We start from the raw sequence: 19468 nt of genomic DNA, 5'->3' as shown, positions 1-19468 counted from the left end.
GTATAAAAGCGTAGGTGTGAGGAGGAATAAAATGACATTTGAAGAGTATTTAAAATCTCTTGGCTTAGATGATGAGCAAGTGACGTCCATTACTGCAGGAATGGAAGAAAACAAGTTCTATTTAACTTCTGAACAGAATCTTGAAGAACGCTATAACAAGGCTGTTCAACAACGAGATGAAGCAAAAGAGCAACTCAATTCTAGTAAAGAAAGAATTACAGAACTTGAAGCTGCTGCCCAAGAAGTTCAAGAAACTTTAGAGTCTAATCAATCTGAATTAGAAAAACTTGAAGAACTTCAAAGTCAAGTTGAAACACTGACAAGCGAAAATAGCTCAATCAAGCGTACTACTAAGCTTGAAAAATTGCTGACTAAAGCTGGTGTTAATGACATTGACTATATTCTCAACTATAAAATGCGTGGTGGAGAAGATTTAGAAGTTGGAGAAGATGGAGAGTTTACTAACTTCGATGACAAGCTCAATGAGTTGAAAGAAAGCTATCCAAAATACTTTGAGGCCCCTGAACCTCCAAAAGATGATAAGGGCTGGACTCCTTTGGATAACAACCCTAAAGACGGTAAAAAAGAAGATTTTGACCCGTTCTCAGAAAAAATTGCCAAATATAACCAATAGGAGGAATTACTTTGGAAGACCAACAAAAACAACCGATTACGGTTGCACAGCTTAAAGAAGCTGGAATTGACAAACTTGTCGCTGGGCTAACAGATGCCATTGATAAAGAAGATGATGCAAATGTAGGTAAAGCCTTGCAAGACCTTACAGAAGGCCTTAAAAAAATCGATTCGCCAGAAGATAATCCTGGCAGTAATGGTGATGGTAAACCTGATCCATTTGCTGATAAAGTCGCAAAATATGTTCCACAAGGGAAATAAGAGAGGTAAAAAATTATGACAACTAATAACAACCAACAAAATGCACGTCGTTTTGAACCACAATATAAAGGTATTCTTACCGCAGTATTTAACGCTAAATCCGCATTCTCTGGTGCATTTGCTCCAATTCAATCAGTTGACGGGATCACATCTAACACAAAAGCCTTTTCTGTAAAAACTAATGCTACACCAGTAGTAATTGGAACTTACAGCAAAGATGCTAATGTTGGTTTTGGAACTGGAACTGGAAACTCTTCACGTTTTGGTGACCGTACTGAGGTTATTTATGCTGATACTGATGTTGATTTCAGCTATGAATTGGCAATTCACGAAGGGATTGACGTTGCCACAGTAAATGCTGGACTTAATGATGCAGTAGCTGACCGTTTGGAAGCTCAATCAATTGCTCAAACTCGTTACATGAACCAAAAGAACGGTAAATTCTTGTCTGATAACGCAAGCAAAACACTTGAAATGGTAGATGCTGATAGCAAATACACAGAAGCAAATATCAATGCTTTGTTCAATGCTGCTGCAAAAGAATTCACTAATAATGAAATCGATGCAGATAAAACAGCCTACCTTGTTCCTGATTTATATCAAGCAGTTGTTGATTTGACTAATGCAACTTCACTAAAAGGTGCAACTGTCAGTCTTGATAACAACACTGTTCCAAAATATAAAGGGTTCAAACTTGAAGAAACTCCTGATAAATACTTTGTTTCTGGAGAAGTTGCTTATTTTGCTGCTGATCAAGTTGCTATTCCTTTCGTTGGTATTGCTACAGCTCGTACAATTGATGTAGAAGCCTTTGACGGTAAAGCACTTCAAGCTCATGCTAAAGGTGGTCAATTCATGCTTGATGACAACAAGAAAGCTGTCTTGAAAGCAACTGCTCCAGCTCCTAAACCCTGATGATGCCCCGGAGAAAGGGGCTATCCCAGATGATAGCTGGACAGTAAACGAAATCAAGAGTTATCTTGACCAGAAAGGGATAGCTTACACCAGCTCAATGGTAAAGGCTGACTTACTTGCTTTAGTGGGAGGTTAATTATGATTATCACGCCAGATGAAGCACAAAAAATCAACTCTGACCTGACTCAAGAAACACTTGATGGATTAGAGCAGTCTATTCGTGCTCTAACTCATAATAAGTTCCAAAATTTGAACATCAGATTCTATCAGTTCAAAGTAACCAATGAAAATACTTTAGAGTTCAATGACACGCTTTCTTTTCTTCGTGTTGGTGAAACAATTGAAATCAGTAATACCTGGAGTCAGACGGGTTCAGGATTAAATCAGGGCATGGGAGTGAATGATGGCTTGTATGTGATTGAAGAAGTCACTGACAAGACAATCAAGCTTAAAGATGCGGAGCTGTTCAATGGCAACTTCCAAAGTGCTTTTATCACTAAGATATCCTACCCTCCTGACATTGTCGAGGGTGTCAAAAGATTGCTCCAGTATGATGTATCTATGGGAGATAAACTTGGCATCAAGTCTGAAAGTATTGCTCGGATGAACATCACTTACTATGATATGAATTCGAGTGAATCAATCAATGGTTACCCAGCTAGTTTATTTGGCTTTCTGAAAAAATATAAGAAAATGAGGTGGTAAGATGTATGCACCTCATTCTTTTATTATTCAAAAGTTTGAATCTGACGGTGACGGAATCGGTGGAGTTGTGAAAGCTTGGAAGGATTTCATTACTGTAAAAGGTTATTTGGATTTAGTTAATGGGACAAACCAAGCCACATTACAAAATGCTATCGTTGAGGAATCTACTCATATTTTAATTATTCCAAAGTATGTTTCTGGAATCACTGATAAAATGCGAGTTATTGATGAAGAGGGAAAAGTTTATTCAATTACTTACCCTGATAATCCTATGGGACTCAATAATCATAATGAGATTTATCTTGTTTTTGGAGGCAAGAATGGCAATTAAATATGAGAATAATTTCCCAGCCGTTGAAAAGCTACTTGATAGTAATGTAGAAAGTGCCATTATTGCTGCAAGTGAACTTGTCCGCTCACAAGCAAAGGCAAATATTACTGCTGAAGATAGAGTTGACACTGGCAATCTACGAGATCATATTGATTACAAATTGGTAAAAGATAGCGGCTACTCTGGCGGAATGGCTTCACAGATTGGTTCACCAGACAACCATGCTATTTACAATGAATTCGGTACTGGTGAATTTGCTGAAAATGGTGCTGGTCGAAAAGGTGGCTGGTTTTATCGAGCCGCTGATGGAACACCACACTTTACTAAAGGTTTAAAGCCTATAAAATTCTTGAGAAATGCTTTTCGTGACACTAAGCAAGAAGTTCAGAATATCTATCAACAGGAACTAGGAAAGGGGATAAAATGATTGAGTTGTTGCAAACATTAAAATTGATGTTTGACCAAGTTACTAAAGAGAGTTATTTGGAAATTAATAACTCTGAAAAAATTAATTACCCTTATCTAACATACTCACTTGATATTGATAACATCAACAGAAATACTGATGGCTTTTATTTAGACATTGATATTTTTGATGAAAATTCTAGTTTTATCAATATTATTAATTTAGAAAGTCTCTTACGTGAAAACTTTGATTTCAATCAAAAATTCACGGATGGGCTTTTTTTACGTTTTTATTTTCAACGTTCATATTCAGTGGAAACACAGAGTGATATGTTGAAACGCAGAAATTTGCAAATTTATTGCAAAGTAGATTGGAGAAATAAATGACATTACCAAATTCAGGTTATACAAAAACTTCATCAGAAAATTTTATGATTAATGCAGGAACAATTGTAGTAAACGTGGAATGGGACGAAACCTCAAAATCATTTACAGGAACACCGCTTGGCGCAACAAGTGATGGAACAAAAGTAAATATCGAACAAAAATACCGCAAAATCGGAGTTGATGGGACTGGCCATGTGGATGTTCAAGGCCTCTGGGTACTTGATGAAGCACACGCAACTGTTGGTGCCAAATTGAAAGAACTCACGGCTGAAAATATGGCCTTAGGACTTAATGGTACTAAAAACGAGTCAGCAGAATATGATGGCTATACTGAAATTAAATCAAAACGTTACCTTGAAGAAGGTGATTACATCAAAAATATGGCGATCGTTGGTAAATTGACCGGTAGTGAAAAACCTATCATCATCCTTTTAGACAATGTGCTGACTACATCCGCTTTTGCTCTTGAAACAAAAGACGGTGATGAAGCTGCTATTGACTATGAAGGAACAGCCAATGCCTCATTTGAACAATTGCAAAACGATGAGTTCCCTTGGACTATCCTTTATCCAACTGATAAAACAGTCGCAGTAACTGGAGTGACGTTGAATAAAACAACGCTATCTCTCGCAGTTGGGGCAAATGAAACATTGACAGCGACTGTTGCACCTGCTGATGCAACTGACAAATCAGGAACATACAGCTCTGACGATTCAACAATCGCCACCGTAAATGCTCAAGGGGAAGTAGTAGGTGTCAAAGCTGGTACAACAAATGTCAAATTTACCACTTCAAACGGTAAAACTGCAACTTGTGCTGTTACTGTAACTGCAGCTTAAAAATAGAATAGAGGAAAGTACTTATGACTGAACAATTGAAATTACGTGAATTGCAAGGGGATGACCTATTTACGCTTCTTGGAATTTTTGCAAAGCTAGAAATTCAAGATGACATTGTTGAAATTTTCAACGGGGTAGATACTTCTGACCTTTCAGTAATTGAGGCACGAGGCAGAAACCTCATGTCAAGTTTAATTTCAAAACTATTGAAAAATATCACAACTGTAAAAGTAGAACTCAACAACTTCTTAGGTGAATTGGCTGGGACTACTGGTGAAGAAATCGGCCAATTGAATCTTGTCACTTATGGTAAATTGGTGAAAGATTTTATTGGAAAACCTGAGTTGAAAGATTTTTTCCAATCATTGTCATCATAAAACAAATTGATGACGGTGAACATCAGTTAAAAGATTTCCTTTTTAGAAGATATAGTAATCCATTGGCTGTCTTGGCGACTTATTCGTTGGGACGGGCAGTGGATTTTATTTTATATCTTTATGAACAGGAAAATGAAGAAACATTATGGGAGATGTGGCTTTCTAAGGATATCGACGAAGACTTTTCAGAATTTAAAAAGAAAAATATGAAAACTTTGAGAATCAAAGAAAAAGATGTCATTACCCCTGATAAAGAGCAAGAAAATTTAAACTTTGCAGCTCAATATTTCAATTTTAGTAAGGAGGTAAAAATGAATGGAAGTATTTAGTTTATTTGGTACGCTTGGTTTAAGAGGCGCTAGTGATGTAAAGGCTCAACTTCAAGAAACGAGCAAACAAGCCGATAATACGGCCAAAACATTTGATAACTCTACTGAGAGAACTGGGAAAAGTTCTCAAAGTCTTTTAGCTAAGATTGGAGCTGGATTCACACAAGCTGGAAATGTTGCAGGTCAATTTGTAGCTGGATCAATAAGAGCAATTGGGAACTTTGGCCAGTCCCTTGAAAACCAAGGTCAGAAAATGATTAACTTCGGTGGTGGGGCAAAAACTGCCCTTGCTACTGTTGGTTTATCAGTCGGAACACTTGCAATGTCTATCACAGCTGGTATGAAAAGATTAGATGCCTTGAATGGCGCTAACCTTGTTTTCCAATCAATGGGAGCTGCTGCAGATACTTCATTTGGTGGAATCAGTAAAGCAGCACAAGATATGACCAAAGGGACGGTCATGGCTGTTGGTGACTTTAATTCTAAAGTTCAACAATATATAGCCAAAGGAGTCCCACAAGCTGCAGCAATTGCAACAACTGCATTGAATGCTTTTGTTAAAGGGACATCGGTTGGGATGACTGATGCAGCAACAGCGACTGCTCGTTTTAACTCTGTTGGTATGGATTTGAATAAATCTACAACAGAATTTAAAAACATGACCAAGGTTTTGGCTGGGACAGGTAATGCGACCGCTGCAGGAATTGATGCAGCTTCGTTGGCAATTTCTCAGATGGCTGGTAAAGGGAAGTTGGACATGGGTAACATGTTACAACTTATGAACACCATGCCTAATGCCTTAGCTTTTGTCTCACAATCTACCGGAATATCTATGAAAGATATTCAACAAGCCATTTCTGATGGTAAAGTAAGCTATGAAGACTTTTCTAAGGCTTTGCAAGACCAATCAGTAAAAGTTGATGAACAATTTGCCAAACAGGGTGGGGTTATGGCCCAAACTGGTAAGACCTTTGAAGGTTCTATCTCAAACATGAAAGCAGCTGTTGCACGTTTTGGGGCTTCAATCTTAGAAGGAATTGGTCAAAGTAAAATAACTGATGCAATGGCAAACATTGGTTCAAAAATTGATGAAACTGCCACTAAAATTACTCCTATCATTCCGAAAGTTGTTGATTTTGGAACAAAATTATTTAATTTAGCTCAAAAATTCGCACCCGTTATTGGTGCTTTTTTAGCCTTTAAATTAGGTGCGCTTGGTGTAGGAACGGTAATGAAACAGGTTGGTAGTATTTTTACAACCTTTGCTAAAAATCCTATTTTGTCTATTATTATGTTGTTAGTTGCAGCGTTTATGCAAGCATATACACATAGTGAAACTTTTAGAAAAGCAATCCAAGACTTATTTTCTGCTATCCAAAATAGTGGAGCGATGGAACTTCTCAAAATAGCTTTCGAGCGTATCAGTACTGTTGTTGGTCAGGTTAAAGATTCTGTAAGTAAACTTTGGGATAACATTTCAAAGGGAACTAGTACGAGTAATATCATTCAAACAATAGTAGGATTTTTTAATAATCTAGGACTAGCAGTATATGATGTTGTAGATTTTGTCACTAAACTATGGGAAAGTCTTCAAAATAGTGGAGCTTTAGATGGTTTCAAGAATGCTTTTAAAAATACTTTTTCAATTATAAGTAGCTTGGTTTCTCCAGTAATTGATTTAGTTAAGAGGCTTTGGGATAAAATTTCCGAAGCTGGTAGTCAACAATCTGTTATTGAAACACTAGACAGTGCTTTTTCAACGGTTGGTTCAACAATCGAATCTGTGACAGGATTTGTAAAAGGATTAGTCGATTGGTTTAAACAAGGCGGCACCGGAGTGGACGTTTTGAAAGCTGCATTTGTTGGTCTTGGAACAATCCTTGGAGGTTATGCAGTATATCAAGGAATTTTAAAAGGTATTGCTTTAGCTCAACAAGCCTGGGCAATCGCCACTGGAGTTTGGAGTGCGATTACCACTGGTGCAACTGCTATACAAACTGCATTTAATGCCGCAATTGCAGCAAATCCAATAGGAATGATTGTAGTTGCAATCATGGCAGTAGTAGCAGCACTTATTTACTTTTTCACTCAAACAACTGCCGGGAAGCAAATTTGGCAAGATTTTATTAATTGGCTAAAAAATGTTTGGCAAGGAGTAAGTCAATTCTTTAGTGGACTTTGGGATGGAATAGTAAGTACATTTAATAATGTTGTAAGTAGCATAAGTCAAATATGGACTAACATTGTGAACACTTTTAATTCCGCTGTTAATTCAATTGCTGCATTTGTAGTTCCAATCTTCAATAGTATTGTTTCAGGGATTCAAATAGCAATGAATCTAATTTGGTCAGTCATACAAATTGTATGGCAGGCTATTAAAGTTACTTTCGAGCTTGTAGTAGGTGGAATAGTTGCTTATATAAAATGGGCCGGTGAAGTATGGCTTTCTATCATAACAACCGCTATGAATCTTATAAGCAGTGTTATCATGACTGTTTGGAATGCAATTCAACCTTTTGTAATGACTGCGGTAAATGCTATTAAAGATGTTATTACAACAGTATGGAATACGATTGTTTCTGTAATCACTACAGTAATGACTACTATTGGTAATGTAATTTCAACAGCATGGGCTGGAATACAAGTTGTCTTTAGCACGGTACTGGGATGGATAAGTTCATACATCAGTATTGTAGTAAGCACTTGGCAAACCATTATTTCTACAGTGATGAATGCTATTCTTGCTGTGATTGTTCCGATTTGGAATACAATCAGTTCAGTTGTCATTACAGTAGTGGGTACTATCAGAAATGTTATCTCTACAGCTTTTGAAGCTGTCAGAAGTACAACTGTTAATGTTTTTAACGCAGTAAGTGGTGTTGTATCAAGTGTCTGGAGTGCAATTGCCAATACCATTAATAACGCTGTGAATGTCGTGAAAAATGGCGTATCATCTGGATTCAATGCTGTAAAAAGTGTTGCATTAAGCATATTTAATGCTGTAAGTAGCAGCATTTCAAGTATTTGGAATGGGATTCAGAATGGTATTTCTAACACTGTCAATAGCATCAAGAGCACAGTATCAAGTGTTTTCAATGCCATAAAGAGCGCTATGGAATCTCCAATCAGAGGAGCACAAAGCGTTATTAGTGGGATAATTAATACAATTAAAGGGTTGTTCAACTTTAAAATTAGTTTTCCTAAAATTGAAATTCCAAAAATTCCAATGCCTCACTTCAAAATTAGTGGTGATTTTAATCCATTAAAAGGTAAAATACCATCAGTTGGAGTTGACTGGTACGCAAAAGGTGGGATTATGACTGGTGCCACTGTCTTTGGAATGAATGGTAATAATCTTCAAGTCGGCGGTGAAGCTGGACGTGAAGCTGTTATTCCTTTGAATAAAGAAACACTTGGTCAGATTGGTGATGGAATTAAAAAATCAACTTCAGGGATGAATGACGAATCTCTAGTATTCAACCAATACAACTACAGTCCAGAAAATATTGATGCACGTACAGCGTCTAAATATGCCAAAAGAGATGGTAAAGATATGCTTCGTACACTTAGAATTAGAGGTAATTAATCATGCAAATTGTATATAAAAATACTAATGGGGAGCAAGTTGTCCTTGGACAGCAACCTCCTTTTTTAGTTACTTCAAAAAAAGGATTTGCTCAGGTAGACAATGTCATTACCAAACAAACTCAGTATGGGTTAGATGGCTCTATCTTAATCAATCAACAACTTGACGATAAGGAACTTGAAATTGAAGGGGAATTTATTGCCAGTGACTCCAGTGATTTAGAAAATAAAAAAACACAACTTGCCAGTATTTTTAATCCTAAATTAGCAGGAACGCTTACTTATTTCCCAGATAATGGAGGAGTTTATTACCTGGATGTGTTGGTCGAAAAATTTTCAATGAATGAATCATCAACAAATCTAAGTCAAGTTTATAGTATTAATTTTCTATCACTTGATTCCTATTGGGTAGATAAAAACCAAGCTGATAAGCTTATTCCTTTATCTACTTTAAAGAAAAATTTAACTTTTCCTTTAAGGATATCAACTGGATTCACGTTTGCGGTAAGGTCTTCAAACAATATCCAAACTATTGTGAATGATGGCGACGTCTCAGTAGGGATGGTTGTTATTTTAGAATTCACTGGTGAAGTAACCAATCCAAAAGTTTTAAATGTGACAACTGGAGAATATTTCAGACTAGAGAACACTTACACAGTTGGAGAAATCATCAGAATTGTCACTCTTCGGGGTGAAAAAGAAGTCTTACTGACTACCAGCGATGGTACAGAGCAAAATAACCTTGAATTTTGGGATGAAGATAGTATTTTCTTACAACTTGATAAAGGCAATAACTTTTTCCAATTACAGGCTGATTCCGGTTCTGAAAATATGATTGGAACTGTAAGAATTAGTCCCAAAGTATTAGGAGTATAAGATGCAAAGAATTTTACTTACTTATCAGTGGTTGGGTGATTTCAACTACGCAAAAGCAAAAATTTTTGATGGCTTTGAGTCCCTAATTATTTACGAGAATTATGGTAAATGTAACACATTTGAACTTGATGTACCCTTTAGTTTTGAAAACAATTCTATCTTCAAACCAGAAAATGTTTTTAAATTTGATGGTGTTTACTATTACGTTGATGATGTTTCAGGTACAAGTGATAAGTTGAAAGTTTGCGGGAAGTCTTTAGCTGGTAAATATGATAGTCGAATTATTGACAGGACATATATTGCCAGCAAAAGCCCTGCTTTAATTGCTTGGGACCACATTAATCAAGAAATCATAAACCCAGGGAACTATTCAGACATCAATGGCTCATATAATGGAGCAGATAGAAAAATAGATTATCTAACGCTAGGCAATCAATATTTACATAGCGCTTATGCCAACAGCGCAGACGGAACGGACGGTTTCACGACTGTTTATCCGAATCTGAATTTGTTAGATGGTACTTCTTCAATTTTAAAAACGGTATCTGCTAAAGATTGGGGTACTCCAGATTCATTAACGACTAATACTATAGATTTTAAAAAAGGGGAATCCTATACATACAGTGCATGGATTCAAGATTGTGATATTGATACACGTGCAGTAATTTATCTTTTTGGTTCATCATCAGGATTCGAGGCCCATCTTGGAAATACCATTACTGCTGGTAGTAGTGGACTTTCAACTGTGACATTTAATATATCTGATGATATTGCTAGTTATAAAACATCTATTGGATTTATGGAAAGTCAAGCAAGCTACCATAATCTAAGCTATTCTAGGTTGAAATTAGAACACGGTTCAACTGCGACACCATACATGCCCTCAGCTAGCGAAGCCACAACTGCTGACTGGCCAAGTTATATTGGTCAGTATTTAGACTACACCCATGCTAACTCAAAAAATCCAAAAGATTATACTTGGTCTCCTTTCAGTGGAACAGTTCCATCACCAATAGAAAACCCCAAAACAACAACCGATCTTGGTCTTGCTGCTATTGATTATCAAAACTCATATGGTGAAGTACAAAAGCAAGTTGAAACATTGTGTGAAACTTATAATTTTGGTTTTAAAGAAGTTGGAGCAAAAGGGGTTGTAAGCAACCAAATTCAATTTTTTAAGGGTAGAGATGTCTCTAAATGGGTTGTCTTTTCTGATGATTCAGACGGTTATGAAAATCTTAATGAGGTAGAATTTGAACATTCTACTTTTGATAAAAAAACAGTAGCTTATGCCTTTGGAGAAGGAGAGGGCAGTGACCGTAAAAAAATTGTACTAAATCCAACAATCAAAGGTTTATCCCGAAGAGAATTATACGTAGATGCTCGTGATTTGCAAAGTAGTGATGGAACTACTACAATTCCGTCAGCAACCTACAATAATATGTTAAAGGATAGAGCTAATCAATCTTTAGCTGATAAAAAAGAAGTCATCACCTTAAATGGTGATTTTGTTTTGACATCTAAGTTAGTACAGTTTGGGCGTGATTTTTTCGTCGGTGATACTGTTAGATTGACGAGTAAAAGATATGGGGCAGCTAAAACGGCTGTTATTTCCCAAGCCAAAAAAACTTATAACGATAAGGGAGAGTATTTGGAATTAATTTATGACAAAGAAACTCCCACAATATTTGATATTTTAGGGAGAAATAAATGACATCAAATGAAAAATCTTTCCCCTGGGATGACCACAATGGTGACCGTGAATATAGTTCTGATGAATTTGCGGAATTTTTCTCAACATTGTTTAAACCAGGGGTAGTCGCGACAGCAAACTTTGGAACTGGTTTACAGATTACAGAATCCGCCAGTTTGGGAATGCGTGTGAAATTTGGTTCTGGAGAAGCTTTTAGTAGTTTTGGGCGAAACTATGTTCATGACAAGGATGAAGAAGTGGCCGTTCCAATTGCAAGCACATTGCAAGACAGAACGGATAGCGTCGCCATTCAATTCAATAAGTCTCAGCGAGAGGCTTTTTTTGTATATAAAGAGTCTGATACAACAGTGACCAGAACGGACAGTATTTTTGAATTACAAATCGCTAAAATACTTGTTCCCAAAAACAGTACCCAGATTACTAATGCAAACATCACGGATATGCGAGCTAATGAGAGTGTCTGTGGATATTTTAGCCCTCACGGAAAACTTAATACAGGAGATATCACTGCTCAATTTGTTGCATGGTTTAATGATTTCAAAGGTAAATTAGGCACTGACCCAGCTACAAATTTACAATTGCAAGTTGATAGTTTAAAAACTGAAACAGATAGTATTTTAAGTAAAGTTTATCCAGTTGGCGCATATTACTTTAGTTCGCAATCAACAGAGCCAGCTATATTGTTTGGTTTTGGAACATGGGCACGAGTTAAAGGTCGTGGGTTAGTTGGGGTTGATGAATCTGATTCAGCTTTATCTAGCGGTGGCAAACAAGGTGGTTCAACAAATCCGTTGTCACAACATACAATTGCTCCTTCTAGTGGACAATTTGTTGTCGCTCGTGGGGTAGGAAATCAGCACTGGTCTTCTGGTGGGGCGCCAAGCAACTCTTATGCAATGGACACAGAAGTGAGTGGAATCACAGTTGGTGATAACACTAACCATAATAACTGGCAACCGTTTGAGGCGGCCTATATTTGGAAACGTACAGCTTAGAAAGTAGGGGGTATGGATGCATTAGTGCATGAAGGGTGGCAATTTTTTAAACTTGTTATTGATAATTGGGCCGCCCTTCTTATAATTTCTGGTATTTTCGGATGGATGTATCGAAGAATGACCAAGAAACAAGAGGAACAATTAAGAATACTTTTAGTAGTCATTAAACGTGTTGAGCTTGGAGAAGCAATTAACCATGATTATGGCTTACAAATTGTCAGTGGTATTTTTGATGAATATACAGCGTTAGGGGGCAATCACTACGCTCACGAAATTTATGAAAGATATAAGGAAGGAAAAGAAAATGATTTTTAATAACAAGTTTTACAACATCATCAAATGGGCTGTTTTAACAGCCTTGCCAGCACTTAGTGTTTTTATCGGAGTAATTGGTAAAGCGTACGGTTGGGGTGGAACTGATTTAGCTATTATTACTTTGAATGCATTCACGGTATTCTTGGGAACATTGGCTGGGGTAAGTGCTGTCAAATATAATAATCAGCCAAATGATACGGAGGAAAACAAATGAAAAAGTTAATTAAAAAAGCTGCCATTGGAACGGTAGCTTTCTTTGCTGTTGCAGCAAGTGGACCTGTATTTGCCGCAGTTGGTGATCAGGGGGTTGACTGGTCAAAATATAACGGAACTTATGGTAATTTTGGTTATGCTCATGATAAATTTGCTTTTAGCCAAATCGGAGGAACTTACGGTGGAACCTTTGTAGACCAAGCCACCTATGAAACGCAAGTAGCTTCAGCAATCGCTCAGGGTAAACGAGCACATACTTACATTTGGTATCAAGTCGGAGGTTCGCAAGAAGTAGCGAAAGCAGCACTTGATCGTTACTTACCAAGGATTCAGACGCCAAAGAATTCTATTGTTGCCTTAGATTATGAAAGTGGAGCAAGTGGAGATAAGCAAGCCAATACTGATGCGATTCTTTATGGAATGCGTCGAGTAAAAGCGGCTGGATATACTCCAATGTATTATTCTTACAAGCCATACACCTTAGCAAATGTTAATTATAAGCAAATCATCAAAGAGTTTCCTAACTCACTATGGATTGCGGCATATCCAAATTATGAAGTGACACCAGTTCCAAACTATAGCTTTTTCCCAAGCATGGACGGAATCTCAGTATTCCAGTTCACATCAACTTATGTTGCTGGTGGACTTGATGGAAATGTAGACTTAACAGGAATCACAGACAATGGCTATGGAGAACAAAAAGGGCAAGAAGTTAAACCCGATACTGTTACACCGGCCATTAATAATGGTAAAGAAGCCAATGAAGTTAAAGGAAACGATGTAGAAGTTGGAATGACGGTTAAAGTAAACTTTGGAGCTAAAAATTATGCTACAGGAGAAACAATTCCTCAATGGGTAAAAGGTCAACCACATAAAATCATCCAGAAGAATGGAGATACTGTCTTGCTTGATGGTATTATGAGCTGGTTATCCGTTCATGATGTGGAAACTATTGATGCATCAACTAGCCAGCCAACGACATCCGCAAAAACTCACATTGTTCAATCAGGCGATACTTTAAGCAGTATTGCTTCAAATTGGGGAACAAACTGGCAAGAATTGGCACGTCAGAACAGTTTATCTAATCCGAACATGATTTACTCTGGTCAGGTTATTCGCTTCACAGGCGATCAATCTGGAGCTACAGCACGAGCTTACACCGTACGTTCTGGCGATAATCTTTCATCAATTGCCAGTCGTTTAGGAACAACAGTTCAAAGCTTAGTTTCAATGAACGGTATTTCAAACCCTAATTTGATTTATGCTGGTCAAACTCTAAATTATTAAAATTAACCCTCGCATGCATGCGGGGGTGTTTTTTTATGTCATAATTTTAAAACTAAAAACTATGTATTTAGTAAAGTCTATTAAAGCAGAATGGAATCAATAAAATGAAAAAATTACTTCACTTTTTGGTTGTGTTACTTGGAATATTTGTAGCTTTTATACTGGCTCGATTATTCATAGAGATTTATACGATTGTTGGTGATGTTTATTTACAAGTTGATAATAAAACAATCACCCTTTATAAAGTTTTAGCCGAGATTGATTATTTATCAGTTGGGATTACTTTTGCGATGGTTTTTGCTTACATGCTCCTATTAGACTTAATTGTTGTCGTCGTCGTAAGGTCATGGTTTAAAATTCAAAATAAAAGTCAAAAACAAAATCAAAAAGTGTGGAAGAATAAATTTACTAAATTTTGGTTTCGCTATCGGTCAATACATATTACTTTTATTTTACTCTCAATCTTTACTAGCCTTTCACTGACGGCACCTGCAATGGTCATGAATAGTTTTACTGCGATTGTTTCTATTTCAGTATTGGTGATTAATCTCAGCAAAAAAATCGGCTAAAAATGGCCGATTTTTTTATTTTATTGGATTTTTTGCAGGAGTTCCGGCTTTGCGTGGGTATTTTTTAGGGGTTTCTTTTTTCTTTTCAATCAGAGCAATGTGACGCTCATCACCGTTAGGCAATTCATAAGCGACTTCTTTGATAAATTTTCCGCCAAGTGTAGCAATTGCCTTTTTAGCGTCATTCAATTCTTCTTCAAATTGAGCAGCTTTTAATGACAATAAAATACCATTTTTCTTGAGAAAGGGAATCGTAAATTCAGTCAAAACAGAAAGTCTAGCAACCGCACGGGCAGTAACAAAATCAAATGTTCCACGATAATTAGTATCCTGACCAAAATCTTCAGCTCGTCCGTGAAGTAAAGTCACATTTTCGAGGCCTAATTCCTCTGTCAGTAAACTTAAAAAATTAATTCGCTTATTGAGAGAATCAATGATAGTCACTTTTAATTCAGGGAAAATAATTTTCATTGGTAAGCTAGGAAAACCAGCTCCAGCACCAATATCTAAAATGCTGACAGGTTGGTCAGTAATCAATCCATATAAAATTGGTGCAATAGAATCATAAAAATGTTTTAAATAGACTTCATTTTTTTCAGTAATTGCTGTCAGGTTAATTTTTTCATTCCATTCAACCAAAAGTTCAAAATAGCGTTCAAACTGTTTGATTTGTTTATCAGAGAGTTGAATATCAAATTCTGTCAGTGCTGACAAAAATTCATCAGGGGTCATAAAGTTCGCTCCAAAAGTTTTCTAGTAATTTCAGCAATCAGCTCACGATTTTTACCTTTTGGTAATTTATCAATTAAATTTAATGCTGAAAGAGTGTAAGATTTTGCAAGTGCTTTGGTTTTTTCAAGGGCATCAGAAGTTTTGATAAAATCATAAACTTCATCAAACTTTTCATTTTTAATTAATTCAGAAACAAGAGCATTGTTTTCCTGTAAAGCAAAGAGAACAGGAGCAGAATAAATGCCTTGTTTAATATCTTCAAGTACCGGTTTTCCAAGCGTTTGAGCAGTCGATGCATAATCTAAATAATCATCCATAATTTGGAAAGAAATCCCAATATTCATTCCAATTTTATAAGCTCGTTTGGTCAATGTATTATTTTTAGAAATTAAAGGAGCAACAGAAGCAGAAAGTGCAAAAAGTTCTCCCGTTTTTCCTGAAATATTTTCAATATAATCATCTAAAGTTTGTTGAAGATTAAAATGATGATTAAGTTGACCAAGCTCACCACCTAATAAACGCTCAATTGAACCAATATTTTTGGTTAAATTTGATAATTCTAATGAGTGTTCAGACATTAGACGAAAGACAGCAATAAATAAATAGTCCCCAGCATAGACGGCAATTTCTGGTCCGTGTTTTGCTGACAAAGTAGCTACGCCACGCCGTGTGTCTGCGTGGTCAATGACATCATCGTGAACCAAAGTCGCTGTATGCATCATTTCGACAGAAGCTGCAAGTGCCAATCTTTCATTTTCAGAAAGATCAGTAAATCCTGAAAATAAAAGTAAATAAGCTGGACGCAACATTTTTCCGCCCGCATCAAATATATCAAAAATAGCCGATTTAACATCTGAATTTTTGATGGTAACGTGGCTCTTCATTAATTGTTGAACTTGAACCAATTCTTTTTCAAGCTCTGGATAGTCTTTCCAAAAGTTATTTTTTAAGTCCATTGTTTACTTTCTTTAATAAATAGTTCTTGAATAGGTTTAACACGTGTAATTAATTGATTCCCAGCAATGCCAATTGCAAAACCAGCAAGTATTCCAAAAAAGGCAAGCCAAGGCAAATAAAGCATAACAGAAGTTGTTTTAGCTAAAAGAGAAGCCATTGCTAATTGGCCAAAATTATGAAAAAATCCACCAACTGTCGAAATTCCAATCATTGAAACCAGTTTTGGTCCAAATTGCTTCATCAAATACATGGCTAATAGAGATAAGATTCCGCCCGCAAAAGAGTACAGAAAAACGGAAAAACCAGTAAAAAGTGCTGTAATTAATAGACGAAGAATTTGCATGACCCAAACTTGTCGCCATCTTAAAGTGAAAACTGCAATAATCATCACCAAATTGGCAAGGCCCACTTTAGCTCCAGGTGCAAAAGCAAAAAAAGGAGGTAAAGAGCTTTCAATAATTCCCATAACTACCGCAGCAGCTGTCAATAGAGAAACATAAACGTATTCTTTAATATTCATACTTTATAATCTACCTGTTCATCCTTTTGACCACTCATAACTTCAATCACTAAATTATGAGGTAAACAGACGATAGTTTCCCCAGTCTTAGAAATATAGCCCCTTTGGACGTCAATTTGGTCTTTACAATTGGCTTCGACAACCGCAATTTCACCATTTTTAACCTGTATTTTATTATAATCGCCATCTTTATCACGGTAGGTCCAAGTTTGATTTTTATTTAAATCAAAAGTTTTAATCACCTTACCACTAATTCTTAGTTCGGCCTGAGCTCCCTTGGAACCAGTAGCGAAGAAGAACAAAGTTGAAAAAGAAGCGATGAACAGTAGAAAAATAATAACAAAATCAAGCGGTTTTGTCTTTATGCTTTTAAAAAAATTAACCGTGTTTTTAAAGAAGTTCATTAAGGTTAATTATAGCAAAATTAATGAAAAAATTCACGAAATCAAAAAGAAAAAGCCTTTCGGCTCTTTCTTATTTTTTAGTGATATTTTTTGAGTCATCTTTAGAAAGCTCTTTTGCTTTTTCAATGATGTAGTTTTTCAAATTCGCACCGATTTGTGGGTGTTCTAAACCATATTCAATTGTTGTTTCAACAAAACCAAGTTTATCACCAACATCATAACGTTTTCCAGTAAATTCATGAGCAAAAACGCGTTGTGTTTTATTCAAACGTTCGATAGCATCAGTCAATTGGATTTCATTTCCAGCACCGGGAACTTGTGTTTCTAAAACATCAAAAATTTCAGGAGTTAAGAGGTAACGACCGATAATTGCAAGGTCAGAAGGAGCTTCATCAACATTTGGTTTTTCGACAAAACGTTCAACATTGTAAAGGCCTTTAGAAACTTCACCGTTAGGGTCAATGACACCATATTTATCAACATCATCATGAGGAACTTTCATAACCGCGATTGTTGAAGCGTGAGTTTTTTCATAATCATTGATTAGGTCTTTAGTTAAAGGAGTTTCATTTCCTGTAATATTCATTAAGTCATCGCCAAGCATGACTACAAAAGGCTCATTTCCAACAAAAGCTTTAGCTTGAAGAACGGCATGTCCCAATCCTTTTGGATGAGATTGACGGATAAAGTGAAGATTAATATCTGTTGTTTCTTCAACAAGTTTAAGTAATTCTGTTTTTCCTTTTTCAAGCAAATTTTGTTCAAGCTCAATGTTTGAGTCAAAATGGTCTTCAATAGGACGTTTTGCTTTACCAGTAACAATCAAAATATCTTCGATTCCTGATTTCAAGGCTTCTTCAACGATAAATTGAATAGTAGGTTTGTCGACGATTGGCAACATTTCTTTGGCAATCGCTTTAGTTGCTGGCAAAAAGCGAGTTCCGAGACCAGCGGCAGGAATAACAGCTTTACGTACTTTTCTGGCTTTAGTTGGAATAGTGTTTTGTTTCATGGATAATAACTCCTTTATAGTTAGATAAATCGTATTTACTTTTTATTTATTATTAATGAATTCATTTTCGGCACGAGTTTCGCGGCGCATGATATCAAGAATTCCAGTTTTTGCATCTAGATTTTCATAGAGAACTTTGTAGATTGTTTCGGTAATTGGCATATCGATACCTAGCTGTTGAGCGAGCTCAAAAGCAGCTTTAGTGGTTGAAACACCTTCAATAACCATTCCCATATTTTTTTCAATATCAGCTAGCTTTTCGCCACGACCAAGAGCATCACCCGCGCGCCAGTTTCGTGAGTGAATTGAAGTACCTGTTACAATTAAGTCACCAACACCAGACAAACCGCTATAAGTTAAAGGTTCAGCTCCCATAGCCACACCTAAACGAGTGATTTCGGCAAGACCACGCGTAATAATTGCTGCTTTAGCATTATCACCAAAACCAAGACCGTGAAGAGCACCAGCGCCTACGGCAATAATATTTTTAAGGGCACCGGCTGTTTCAACACCAACAACATCAGTATTAGTATAAAGACGGAAGTAGTCGTTGCTAAAGATTGCTTGAGCGTATTTCGCTTCATCATGGTCTTTAGAAGCTGCAGAAATTAATGTAATATCACGAACAATTGTTTCTTCAGCATGAGAAGGGCCAGAAACTACCACGATTTCTCCTCGCAGTTGAGCGGGGATTTCTTCTTCAAGAATAGTAGAAATTCGCTCATGTGTTCCTTGTTCAAGCCCTTTAGAAGCGTGAAGGATGTGTACTTTGTGTTTGAGGACTTCGGCTACTTGTTTTGCGACCAAACGTGTCACTTTAGTTGGTACAACAAATAAAATAGCATCAACATCTTCTAAAGCTAAATCTAAACGATCAAATGCTTTAATTTTTTCATCTAAAACAACATCTTTAAAATAGCGTGTATTTGTATGCTTTTCATTAATTTCAGCCATCTGTTCTGGATTATTTCCCCAGATACGAACTTCATGACCATTATCATTAAGAACTTGTGAAAGTGCAGTTCCCCACGAACCTGGACCTAAAACTGCAATTTTTTGTGGATTCATAGAAATGATCCTTTCTTTCGTTTTGGTTTCCTTTACATT

24 protein-coding genes and 1 pseudogene are annotated in these 19468 nt (G+C 36.5%); 19 read left to right on the top strand and 6 right to left on the bottom strand.

Features of this window, described 5'->3' with window-relative positions; genetic code table 11:
• The first annotated feature begins 31 nt into the window (after positions 1-31).
• The 19 genes and pseudogenes from AB6B24_RS10415 (at position 32) to AB6B24_RS10325 (ending at position 14736) form a co-directional block, all read left to right on the top strand.
• Positions 32-634 carry a phage scaffolding protein gene (locus AB6B24_RS10415; RefSeq protein ID WP_369164621.1) on the top strand — a complete coding sequence of 201 codons (603 nt, stop codon included), beginning with the start codon at positions 32-34 and terminating at the stop codon, positions 632-634.
• An 11-nt stretch (positions 635-645) separates the two neighbouring features.
• Positions 646-894, top strand: coding sequence for a hypothetical protein (locus AB6B24_RS10410; RefSeq protein WP_369164619.1), 249 nt, complete (start codon positions 646-648; stop codon positions 892-894).
• Between the two features lie 15 nt (positions 895-909).
• Positions 910-1809, top strand: coding sequence for a phage capsid protein (locus tag AB6B24_RS10405; protein ID WP_369164617.1), 900 nt, complete (start codon positions 910-912; stop codon positions 1807-1809).
• Positions 1810-1849: 40 nt separating this feature from the next.
• A pseudogene (locus AB6B24_RS10400) lies at positions 1850-1945 on the top strand (30S ribosomal protein S16); the annotation flags it as partial.
• Positions 1946-1947: 2 nt separating this feature from the next.
• Complete coding sequence (locus AB6B24_RS10395; protein WP_369164615.1) at positions 1948-2514, top strand: hypothetical protein; 567 nt, start codon at positions 1948-1950, stop codon at positions 2512-2514.
• A 1-nt stretch (position 2515) separates the two neighbouring features.
• Positions 2516-2845, top strand: a complete 330-nt coding sequence (locus tag AB6B24_RS10390) for a phage head closure protein (protein WP_369164613.1) — start codon at positions 2516-2518, stop codon at positions 2843-2845.
• Positions 2835-3272 carry an HK97-gp10 family putative phage morphogenesis protein gene (locus AB6B24_RS10385; RefSeq protein WP_369164611.1) on the top strand — a complete coding sequence of 146 codons (438 nt, stop codon included), beginning with the start codon at positions 2835-2837 and terminating at the stop codon, positions 3270-3272. Before AB6B24_RS10390 ends, AB6B24_RS10385 begins: the two co-directional genes overlap by 11 nt.
• Positions 3269-3637 (top strand): hypothetical protein, encoded by a 369-nt coding sequence (locus AB6B24_RS10380; protein WP_369164609.1) that lies wholly within the window; start codon positions 3269-3271, stop codon positions 3635-3637. Before AB6B24_RS10385 ends, AB6B24_RS10380 begins: the two co-directional genes overlap by 4 nt.
• Positions 3634-4476: an Ig domain-containing protein gene (locus AB6B24_RS10375; protein ID WP_369164608.1), complete on the top strand. Its 843-nt coding sequence runs from the start codon at positions 3634-3636 to the stop codon at positions 4474-4476. Before AB6B24_RS10380 ends, AB6B24_RS10375 begins: the two co-directional genes overlap by 4 nt.
• 23 nt (positions 4477-4499) lie before the next feature.
• On the top strand, positions 4500-4853 hold the full coding sequence (locus AB6B24_RS10370) for a hypothetical protein (RefSeq protein ID WP_058224512.1): 354 nt from the start codon (positions 4500-4502) through the stop codon (positions 4851-4853).
• 98 nt (positions 4854-4951) lie between these two features.
• The gene (locus AB6B24_RS10365; RefSeq protein WP_201013532.1) at positions 4952-5182 is read left to right on the top strand and encodes a hypothetical protein; all 231 of its coding nucleotides are present in this window, start codon (positions 4952-4954) and stop codon (positions 5180-5182) included.
• Positions 5169-8768 (top strand): tape measure protein, encoded by a 3600-nt coding sequence (locus tag AB6B24_RS10360; protein WP_369164606.1) that lies wholly within the window; start codon positions 5169-5171, stop codon positions 8766-8768. The genes AB6B24_RS10365 and AB6B24_RS10360 overlap by 14 nt, the downstream gene beginning before the upstream one ends.
• Before the next feature lie 2 nt (positions 8769-8770).
• Entirely contained in the window at positions 8771-9643 is an 873-nt protein-coding gene (locus AB6B24_RS10355) for a distal tail protein Dit (protein WP_369164604.1), read from the top strand.
• A 1-nt stretch (position 9644) separates the two neighbouring features.
• On the top strand, positions 9645-11357 hold the full coding sequence (locus AB6B24_RS10350; RefSeq protein ID WP_369164602.1) for a hypothetical protein: 1713 nt from the start codon (positions 9645-9647) through the stop codon (positions 11355-11357).
• A complete protein-coding gene (locus AB6B24_RS10345) occupies positions 11354-12352 on the top strand; it encodes a hypothetical protein (protein ID WP_369164600.1) in 999 nt (332 codons plus the stop codon). Before AB6B24_RS10350 ends, AB6B24_RS10345 begins: the two co-directional genes overlap by 4 nt.
• Before the next feature lie 12 nt (positions 12353-12364).
• Positions 12365-12667 carry a hypothetical protein gene (locus tag AB6B24_RS10340; RefSeq protein ID WP_369164598.1) on the top strand — a complete coding sequence of 101 codons (303 nt, stop codon included), beginning with the start codon at positions 12365-12367 and terminating at the stop codon, positions 12665-12667.
• Positions 12657-12881 (top strand): phage holin, encoded by a 225-nt coding sequence (locus AB6B24_RS10335; RefSeq protein WP_369164596.1) that lies wholly within the window; start codon positions 12657-12659, stop codon positions 12879-12881. Before AB6B24_RS10340 ends, AB6B24_RS10335 begins: the two co-directional genes overlap by 11 nt.
• Entirely contained in the window at positions 12878-14167 is a 1290-nt protein-coding gene (locus AB6B24_RS10330) for a LysM peptidoglycan-binding domain-containing protein (RefSeq protein ID WP_369164595.1), read from the top strand. Before AB6B24_RS10335 ends, AB6B24_RS10330 begins: the two co-directional genes overlap by 4 nt.
• Positions 14168-14271: 104 nt before the next feature.
• Positions 14272-14736 (top strand): hypothetical protein, encoded by a 465-nt coding sequence (locus AB6B24_RS10325; RefSeq protein ID WP_195935243.1) that lies wholly within the window; start codon positions 14272-14274, stop codon positions 14734-14736.
• 15 nt (positions 14737-14751) lie between these two features.
• Here the strand turns inward: AB6B24_RS10325 and rsmG are convergent, their stop codons facing one another.
• The 6 genes from rsmG to AB6B24_RS10295 all read right to left on the bottom strand — a co-directional run bounded on the left by rsmG (position 14752) and on the right by AB6B24_RS10295 (position 19429).
• Positions 14752-15468, bottom strand: coding sequence for a 16S rRNA (guanine(527)-N(7))-methyltransferase RsmG (gene rsmG, locus AB6B24_RS10320; protein WP_015426580.1), 717 nt, complete (start codon positions 15466-15468; stop codon positions 14752-14754).
• Positions 15465-16424, bottom strand: coding sequence for a polyprenyl synthetase family protein (locus AB6B24_RS10315; protein ID WP_311802784.1), 960 nt, complete (start codon positions 16422-16424; stop codon positions 15465-15467). The genes rsmG and AB6B24_RS10315 overlap by 4 nt, the downstream gene beginning before the upstream one ends.
• A complete protein-coding gene (locus AB6B24_RS10310) occupies positions 16415-16945 on the bottom strand; it encodes a Gx transporter family protein (RefSeq protein WP_003131089.1) in 531 nt (176 codons plus the stop codon). Before AB6B24_RS10310 ends, AB6B24_RS10315 begins: the two co-directional genes overlap by 10 nt.
• Positions 16942-17349 (bottom strand): NusG domain II-containing protein, encoded by a 408-nt coding sequence (locus tag AB6B24_RS10305; RefSeq protein WP_012897960.1) that lies wholly within the window; start codon positions 17347-17349, stop codon positions 16942-16944. Before AB6B24_RS10305 ends, AB6B24_RS10310 begins: the two co-directional genes overlap by 4 nt.
• A gap of 70 nt (positions 17350-17419) precedes the next feature.
• Positions 17420-18361 (bottom strand): UTP--glucose-1-phosphate uridylyltransferase GalU, encoded by a 942-nt coding sequence (gene galU / locus AB6B24_RS10300; RefSeq protein WP_015426578.1) that lies wholly within the window; start codon positions 18359-18361, stop codon positions 17420-17422.
• Between the two features lie 42 nt (positions 18362-18403).
• Positions 18404-19429 carry an NAD(P)H-dependent glycerol-3-phosphate dehydrogenase gene (locus AB6B24_RS10295; RefSeq protein WP_047206065.1) on the bottom strand — a complete coding sequence of 342 codons (1026 nt, stop codon included), beginning with the start codon at positions 19427-19429 and terminating at the stop codon, positions 18404-18406.
• Between the last annotated feature and the right edge of the window lie 39 nt (positions 19430-19468).

This window comes from Lactococcus sp. AK05 (assembly GCF_041026685.1).
Lineage (GTDB): Bacteria > Bacillota > Bacilli > Lactobacillales > Streptococcaceae > Lactococcus > Lactococcus lactis.
The sequence above is the reverse complement of the archived record's forward strand: the minus strand, read 5'-3'. Positions and strand labels throughout refer to the sequence as shown.